Annotated in this window: 10 protein-coding genes; 8 read left to right on the forward strand and 2 right to left on the reverse strand. The window is 41.0% G+C overall.

Annotated features, from left to right (window positions below; translation table 11 throughout):
• Positions 1–64: 64 nt before the first annotated feature.
• Positions 65–196, reverse strand: a complete 132-nt coding sequence (locus tag AAEO50_RS18115) for a YpzI family protein (RefSeq protein WP_175991191.1) — start codon at positions 194–196, stop codon at positions 65–67.
• 104 nt (positions 197–300) lie between these two features.
• On the opposite strand from AAEO50_RS18115, the gene AAEO50_RS18120 reads away from it, so the two are divergent.
• The 8 genes from AAEO50_RS18120 to spoIVA all read left to right on the forward strand — a co-directional run bounded on the left by AAEO50_RS18120 (position 301) and on the right by spoIVA (position 7515).
• Complete coding sequence (locus tag AAEO50_RS18120) at positions 301–915, forward strand: YphA family membrane protein (RefSeq protein ID WP_341985728.1); 615 nt, start codon at positions 301–303, stop codon at positions 913–915.
• Positions 912–1808 (forward strand): YIEGIA family protein, encoded by an 897-nt coding sequence (locus tag AAEO50_RS18125; RefSeq protein WP_341985729.1) that lies wholly within the window; start codon positions 912–914, stop codon positions 1806–1808. Before AAEO50_RS18120 ends, AAEO50_RS18125 begins: the two co-directional genes overlap by 4 nt.
• Positions 1805–1996: a capping complex subunit for YIEGIA gene (locus tag AAEO50_RS18130; RefSeq protein ID WP_341985731.1), complete on the forward strand. Its 192-nt coding sequence runs from the start codon at positions 1805–1807 to the stop codon at positions 1994–1996. The genes AAEO50_RS18125 and AAEO50_RS18130 overlap by 4 nt, the downstream gene beginning before the upstream one ends.
• 180 nt (positions 1997–2176) lie before the next feature.
• Positions 2177–3487: a ribosome biogenesis GTPase Der gene (gene der, locus AAEO50_RS18135; protein WP_341985732.1), complete on the forward strand. Its 1311-nt coding sequence runs from the start codon at positions 2177–2179 to the stop codon at positions 3485–3487.
• 16 nt (positions 3488–3503) lie between these two features.
• The gene (locus tag AAEO50_RS18140; RefSeq protein WP_341985733.1) at positions 3504–4547 is read left to right on the forward strand and encodes an NAD(P)H-dependent glycerol-3-phosphate dehydrogenase; all 1044 of its coding nucleotides are present in this window, start codon (positions 3504–3506) and stop codon (positions 4545–4547) included.
• Positions 4548–4859: 312 nt separating this feature from the next.
• Positions 4860–5057 carry a DUF2768 domain-containing protein gene (locus AAEO50_RS18145; RefSeq protein WP_341985735.1) on the forward strand — a complete coding sequence of 66 codons (198 nt, stop codon included), beginning with the start codon at positions 4860–4862 and terminating at the stop codon, positions 5055–5057.
• A 19-nt stretch (positions 5058–5076) separates the two neighbouring features.
• A complete protein-coding gene (locus tag AAEO50_RS18150) occupies positions 5077–5787 on the forward strand; it encodes a hypothetical protein (RefSeq protein WP_341985736.1) in 711 nt (236 codons plus the stop codon).
• 249 nt (positions 5788–6036) lie between these two features.
• Positions 6037–7515: a stage IV sporulation protein A gene (gene spoIVA, locus AAEO50_RS18155; RefSeq protein WP_341985737.1), complete on the forward strand. Its 1479-nt coding sequence runs from the start codon at positions 6037–6039 to the stop codon at positions 7513–7515.
• Between the two features lie 452 nt (positions 7516–7967).
• Here the strand turns inward: spoIVA and AAEO50_RS18160 are convergent, their stop codons facing one another.
• Complete coding sequence (locus tag AAEO50_RS18160; RefSeq protein ID WP_425383223.1) at positions 7968–8090, reverse strand: IS3 family transposase; 123 nt, start codon at positions 8088–8090, stop codon at positions 7968–7970.
• Positions 8091–8095: the final 5 nt, after the last annotated feature.

The raw sequence follows: 8095 nt of genomic DNA on the forward strand, positions 1-8095 counted from the left end.
TTTTTGTCCCAGTCTCTTTTTGCTTTATGTGTGAAGCACTTTCAGAAAAAACAATATAAACAAATCACTTCTGTCTTCGTCTTGACTCTTCAGGGCTTTCCATACCAGTTGCCCCTTTGTTTTGAAGTTCCTGGTCACGATCAGACTCCACGCGTCTGCTTTGCTTCAATTTCTTCTCTTGACGATCTCTTCCCATTTCTAACACCTCCTTTTCTTATCTTTTCAAGAATAAATTGAAACATGCATGAATGAATTACATAAAGATTTTCCATAATGTAGATAATAGGAGGGAATGGGGATATGGAAGGTATTGTATTTTTGTGGGTCGCCTGGGGTCTATGGATTTATACAACATTCATGATGGGAAAGAATGTAAAAGGGCGCTTTGCGTACTCTTTCTATTTATTATGCATGATTTGTTTGTTCCCATATCGCTTAACCTTTTTTTCGCATGACGTGTATGCCGCTTACTTGCTCTTAGTACTCCTGACATTTATTTATATCCATCCTTTAGGACTAAGACAGAAACTATATATGTTAATGGGGATATTAACGATTGCGATGTCTTATGCAGGTTTAGGATTGATTGCCATTTATGATCCCGTGTTGATGATTATAGAACCTCATGTGATCGCTGCGCTATTATCCGTGAGCCTCGGCTTTATATTCTATAGCTCGCTTAAAAAGATAAAAATACTGTTTCTTACTGTGCTGGCAGGCACAATGGCAGGAGACGTATTATTGAATGTAACGTTGAATAAAATCGGTTTCTTTGAAACTATAGGAAGTCATCTTTATTTGGATATGACAGCCTATATGGCGCTGATCTTGCTTAGCTTGAAGGCCATTCAAGCATTGAATGTCTTGATGAGCAGTAAACTATCACCTAACAAAGGGGAATTCAAAAATATATGAATGAGTATGTGAATCCGGTTATCTTCGGGGTAATTGTCGGGACATTAACGAGAATCTATATGCTCCGGACGGATTATAGACAGTACCCAACATATTTACACGGGAAAATCATACATATTGCACTCGGCTTTATAGCAGCGGGGCTGGGCACAATTGCGGTACCGGCATTATTGGAAGAAAATTTCACTGCAATAACCTTTTTGACTGTGGCTGCTTCACAATTCCGGGATGTAAGAAATATGGAAAGAAACACATTGGCAGAACTGGATGCCTATGAGCTTGTCCCAAGGGGGGCAACGTATATAGAAGGAATTGCCGTTGCATTTGAAAGCAGGAACTACCTGGTGATCTTTACATCTTTGCTAGCAACCTTGTCGTATATCATCTTTAACTTTTATATAGCCCTGGCAGTCAGTGTTATCTGCATGTTCATTTCACATAAATTGATGGCTGGAGGTAAGCTCAAGGATATTGTTAATATCGAGTTTGTGCAGCCCCATTTTAAGGATGCCGGACTATATGTAGATAATATTTATATCATGAATATCGGTCTTAAAGTAAGGCAGGAAGAGATCTTGAATTATGGGATGGGCTTTGTGTTATCACCCAAATCATTTGATGCCAGATCGACCATTGCCAATCTCGGTCAAAGGCAGGCCATCCTTCATGATATGTCAACTTCTTTAGGAATCTTTAAAGATTCGGGTACCCCCGCACTCACTCCTTTGGCAAAAAGAGATCTGGATGATGGAAGGGTGGCAGTATTTGTACTTCCTCAACGGAAAGACGTGGAGAAAGCCATCGCGATCCTCGGTCAAGTGCCGACCCTGGAAAATGCAATCAGGATGCCATCTGAATCAAAAGCCATTCAAGAGGGGAGTAAAGCAGATTGAGTACTACTATTCAAAAATTCATTTTAGCGGCAGCAACCACCTCGCCTGAAAGAGTACCCAGCGGGACAGCTGTGTTTCATTGCAAATCAGAAGAAGAACTCCAAAGGATTTGTGCAAATCTGGAAGCGATTTTAGACGGGATTGCACATGAATTGGATCCCGGTCTTTTTATCATTGTGAAACATTGATTGCCAGTTCATTCTTTTACTGATAAAATACTAAAGTTAGGGGGACTGACCCATAAGGGAACATACAGCTTATGGGCCAGTCTTTATTATTGAGATTGAATGGTTATTGAAACAGTGGAAATGAAAAGGCTTAAAGGATTATGAAAGAATCATAAGCTTCTTCAAGAAAGGGTGAAAAAAGTGTCTAAACCAGTTGTTGCAATCGTAGGACGTCCCAATGTTGGTAAGTCCACGATTTTTAATAGGATTGTAGGAGAAAGAATATCAATTGTAGAAGATGTTCCGGGAGTTACAAGAGATCGTATATACAGTTCAGCAGAGTGGCTGACTCATGAGTTTAATATTATTGATACAGGCGGTATTGAATTAGGGAATGAACCATTTCTTGATCAAATCAGACAACAGGCGGAAATTGCGATTGACGAAGCCGATGTCATTATTTTCCTCACGAATGGACGTGAAGGGGTTACTGCTGCTGATGAAATCGTAGCTAAAATCCTTTATCGTTCCCAAAAGCCTGTAGTACTCGGGGTCAATAAAATTGATAACCCTGAAATGAGAGAAATGGTGTATGATTTCTACTCACTTGGATTCGGCGAGCCTTATCCGATTTCTGGTTCACATGGACTTGGACTTGGTGATTTGCTGGACGAAGCAGCAAAACATTTTAAGAAGGAAGACGATGAAGAATACGGCGAAGATGTGATTAAGTTTTCACTGATCGGTCGTCCCAATGTAGGTAAATCATCCTTGGTGAATGCATTATTAGGGGAAGATCGTGTCATTGTAAGTAATGTGGCGGGGACAACCAGAGATGCAATCGATTCTTCATATACTTATGATGGACAAGAATATGTCATTATAGATACTGCCGGAATGAGGAAAAAAGGCAAAGTGTATGAAACAACTGAAAAATACAGTGTGTTAAGAGCACTTAGAGCCATTGAACGATCCGATGTCGTTTTGGTTGTAATTGACGGGGAAGAGGGAATCATAGAACAGGACAAGAAAATTGCCGGATATGCGCATGATGCAGGACGTGCAGTTGTTATCGTCGTAAACAAATGGGATGCTGTTGAAAAAGATGAGAAAACCATGAATAAATGGGAACAGAATATTCGTGATCATTTTCAATTCCTTGATTATGCACCGATCATCTTCCTGTCTGCAAAAACAAAGAAGAGAATTCATACGCTGCTCCCTGTCATTAATACAGCGAGTGAAAACCATGCATTACGTGTTCAATCAAGTGTGCTGAATGAGGTAGTGATGGATGCTGTAGCAATGAATCCGACTCCTACAGATAATGGCAAGAGGTTGAGAATTTATTATGCAACTCAGGTAGCCGTAAAGCCGCCGACGTTTGTTGTCTTTGTAAATGATCCTGAATTGATGCATTTTTCTTACGAACGATTCTTGGAAAATAGAATCCGTGATGCATTCGGATTTGAAGGAACTCCTATTCGTATTATCGCACGTGCAAGAAAATAATAAGGTAGGTGTAAACATGAAAAACTCTCAAAAAGTGACGGTTATAGGTGCAGGAAGCTGGGGTACTGCCCTTGCCATGGTATTGGCAGACAACGAGCTAGAAGTCAGGATGTGGGGTCATAAAGCAGAACAGATACAGGAAATCAACGACCACCATACAAATCATAAGTATTTGAAGGATGTAAAACTTCCTGAAAGTATTATTGGTTTTTCAAACATGAAAGAATCATTGGATGGAATTCAGACCATCGTCTTAGCTGTTCCGACCAAAGCCATCCGGCAAGTACTTGGACAAATTCAAGAAGCGCAAAATCATCCGTTGACGGTTGTGCATGTGAGTAAGGGGATTGAACCTGACAGCCTTTTGAGAATATCTGAAATCATTGAAGATGAAATGGCTCCTGAAAATCTGCGCTCTGTCGTTGTTCTTTCTGGTCCGAGTCATGCAGAAGAGGTAAGTTTAAGACATCCGACCACCGTTACTGTATCTTCCGAAGATATGAAGTCGGCTGAAGAAGTGCAGGATCTCTTTATGAACCAGAATTTTAGAGTTTACACGAATCCTGATATGCTCGGTGTTGAAATCGGCGGTGCATTGAAAAACATCATTGCGCTTGCGGCCGGAATAACAGATGGTTTAGGATACGGGGATAATGCAAAAGCTGCCCTTATCACAAGAGGATTGGCGGAGATTGCCCGTTTAGGAACGAAGATGGGGGCTAATCCGCTTACATTCTCCGGACTAACCGGTATCGGTGACCTTATTGTTACTTGTACCAGTGTCCACTCCAGGAACTGGAGAGCGGGAAATATGCTTGGGAAAGGGCATAAGCTCGAAGAAGTGCTGGATAACATGGGTATGGTGGTTGAAGGTGTCAGAACTACGAAAGCCGGTCATCAACTGGCAGAAAAGTATGATGTGAAGATGCCGATCACCAATGCTTTATATAATGTTTTATTCAATAACGTGGAAGCTAAAGAAGCGGTGGATCATTTAATGTCCCGAGGAAAAACAAATGAGATGGAAGATCTCGTGAATATACTGGGCGAACGCTCATAGTCGATAAAAATAGTGCAATATTAGGCATTAGAGGATGCGAAAGGTTCCTTCTGTGCATACACTGTGATGAATATATACAGCTTTGCCTATGGATGGGTAGGTCTGTTTAAGTCATTAGAGCAACTCATGAATCCGGAACGATCGTTTGATGATTCCGGGTTCTTGAGTCGCTCTTTTTTTACGTGTCAGGCTTCTGTAAACAATGATGCTGCACTGTTACGGAGGATAAGTTTCATTCGGACATTTTATTGAACAGGCTTCTTTTAGAAATAACTTGTGATATAATACATTCGATAACAGGAGGGATGTACGATGACTTCTATGATGAAGATGTGGGTATCATTCGCATCAATGGGATTTATGTTTCTTGCAATTATAATGATTTATTTCAGCCGCTATAAAATCAAGCAGAAGTTCATACGTTTTTTTACGGCACTAATGGCATACATACTGATGATTGCGGGCGGACTGATGATGATCTATATTGTATTCAGCGGTCCCACTTATTAAGCGAAAGGAAGTTTGAAGATTGAAACGTATTGGTTTAACCGGAATTATTCTATTATTGACAATGAGTATACTCTCTGGCTGTCTCTATCCTGAAGAAAAGCTCAGCCAGAATCAGATACCTTATGATACACAAGTCAAAGCTGTACAAGAAGCCGTGGAGCAGTATCAAAATGATAATAGCGGCCTGCTCCCGATCAAAACAAGAGATCAGGACACACCTATTTACCAAAAATATCCAATTGATTTCAGGAAAATATCACCTCAATATTTACCCGAGGTCCCAGGGAATGCCTTTGAGAATGGCGGGATTTTTCAGTATGTCCTAACGGATGTCGAGGATAATCCGACTGTTAAAATCTTTGATCTCCGAATGGCAGAAAAAATAAGGGAAATCAAAATTAGAATCCAGGCACAAGGTTACCCTCCGTTTAAGGAGCAAGTGGCTCAAAACGTTTATAAGCTAAATTATAAAGAGATTGGATTGGAGGGGGAAGTCTATGTGGATAGTCCATACTCCAACAAGAAGCTTCCGTTGGTGATTAACGGCAGTGGAGAAATTTTTGTGGACTATTCAATGGATTTATACGAAAAGCTGCAATCAACAGATCAGACACCAGGTAAAGGTGAAGATATTCGTTCGTTACTGACAGAAGATTCCCCGTTCGTACCCGCATACTCGCTTCCGTATACGATCGATGAAAAGAAAGAACCCGTCTTTATGACAAAATAGGCATAACCCTTTTCTTGCAAAATATATTGTAGGAGAAGGGTTATTATTTTATGTCATCCTTTAAAGGGAGTTTTCATCATATCCAACTGAACATAATCGCTACGACATAATAAATTCAATTTATAGTCATAAGGAGGTAAAAAAATCATATTAATAGTCATAAGTCATTAGGACAACATCATAAATATAGAATGTGAGTCAGAATACACGGATGAAACATCCCTGGAATATAAGATGGGAGGGAATCTCTTGGAAAGAGTCGATCTATTCAAAGACATTGCTGAAAGAACTGGCGGAGATATCTATTTAGGTGTGGTGGGAGCAGTAAGAACCGGTAAATCAACATTCATCAAGAAGTTTATGGAGCTTGTTGTCCTTCCTAATATCGCAAGTGAGTCAGAACGTGCCAGAGCACAGGATGAACTGCCGCAGAGCGCTGCAGGGAAAACAATCATGACAACAGAACCTAAATTCGTTCCTAACCAGGCAATATCGGTGCATGTGGACGAGGGCTTGGAAGTAAATGTGAGATTAGTAGACTGTGTTGGTTACACAGTGCCCGGTGCAAAGGGTTATGAAGACGAGAATGGACCGAGAATGATTAATACACCTTGGTATGAAGAACCTATCCCTTTTCATGAAGCGGCCGAAATCGGCACGAGAAAAGTGATTCAGGAGCATTCTACGATCGGGGTGGTTGTCACCACAGATGGATCGATCGGGGAAATAGGAAGAAATGACTATATCGAAGCAGAAGAAAGAGTGATCGAGGAGTTAAAGGAAGTTGGCAAGCCATTTATCATGGTTATCAACTCTGCAAGACCTCATGCAACGGAGACGGAAGAATTGAGATTGAAGCTTCAGGAGAAATATGATATTCCGGTTCTTGCGATGAGTGTAGAAAGTATGAGAGATTCAGATGTGCTGAATGTACTGCGTGAAGCGTTGTTCGAATTCCCGGTTCTGGAAGTGAATGTGAATTTACCAAGCTGGGTAATGGTCTTGAAAGAAGAACACTGGCTGAGACAAAACTATCAGGAAGCCGTTAAAGAAACGGTCAAGGATATTAAGCGTCTCCGTGATGTGGATCGCGTCGTGCACTTCTTCAGCGAGTTTGAGCATATTGAAAGAGCTGGCCTTGCCGGAATTGACATGGGGCAAGGAATAGCAGAAATCGATTTATACGCTCCTGATGAGCTTTACGATGAAGTGTTGAAAGAAATCGTCGGCGTTGAAATACGAGGCAAAGATCACTTGCTGGAACTGATGCAGGACTTTGCTCATGCAAAAGCTGAATACGACCAGATTTCTGATGCTTTGAGAATGGTGAAGCAGACAGGATATGGAATCGCAGCCCCATCACTGAACGATATGAGTCTGGATGAGCCGGAAATCATCCGCCAGGGATCCAGGTTCGGGGTTAGTTTGAAAGCAGTAGCACCTTCAATTCACATGATTAAGGTAGATGTTCAATCCAAATTCGAGCCGATCATCGGCACCGAAAAGCAAAGTGAAGAACTTGTTCGCTACCTGATGCAGGACTTTGAAGATGATCCGCTGTCAATCTGGAACTCTGATATCTTCGGAAGAAGCTTAAGCTCCATCGTAAGAGAAGGCATCTCAGCCAAACTGTCGCTAATGCCTGAAAATGCCCGATATAAACTGAAAGACACACTCGAAAGAATCATCAACGAAGGCTCCGGCGGACTGATCGCTATCATCCTATAAACTTTTTAAGACTCTCTTAGGGGGGTCTTTTTTTATGTGCTTTGGGAAGTGTGTTATCATCCTTCAGAGTAAAGAAAAGGTTTCTTGAAGAATACATACAAGCAAAATTTTATGTATTTTCAGATGTTGGCTGAAATTCAAGTCGATCAAACCTTTATACGGAATGAAAAATGTGAAAACTCAAGACCATCAGAGTGCTGATCGCAATAGAGGTCTTTGCCTTCGAGCAGTGTTCTTACCTACTTTTCCATCAAAGAAAAAAGGAAACCAGACGAACTAAGAAAAGCTGCCACCCATATTATCAGAATTAATTTGAGTAGTCTTATCCATATTCAAAAAAGGTTCCAGCGGTTGATTGGAGTGCAAAACGCAGACTCCTGCGGGAAAAGCGAGTTAGGTGAGACCCCGCAGGGAGGTATGCACTGGACCCATAAAGTTGGACACTATTTTTGTTAAGCAGCTAATTCAGTGTTAAGACGATAAGCTACTGGACTTTTCCGTTTCAACCTTGATTTAATTCTCAAATGGTTGTAGTAATGCATGTATTGAGCAAGTTCGTCTTTAAAGTGCTCGATACTAT

It is taken from the genome of Rossellomorea oryzaecorticis, from assembly GCF_038405515.1.
Lineage (GTDB): Bacteria > Bacillota > Bacilli > Bacillales > Bacillaceae_B > Rossellomorea > Rossellomorea oryzaecorticis_A.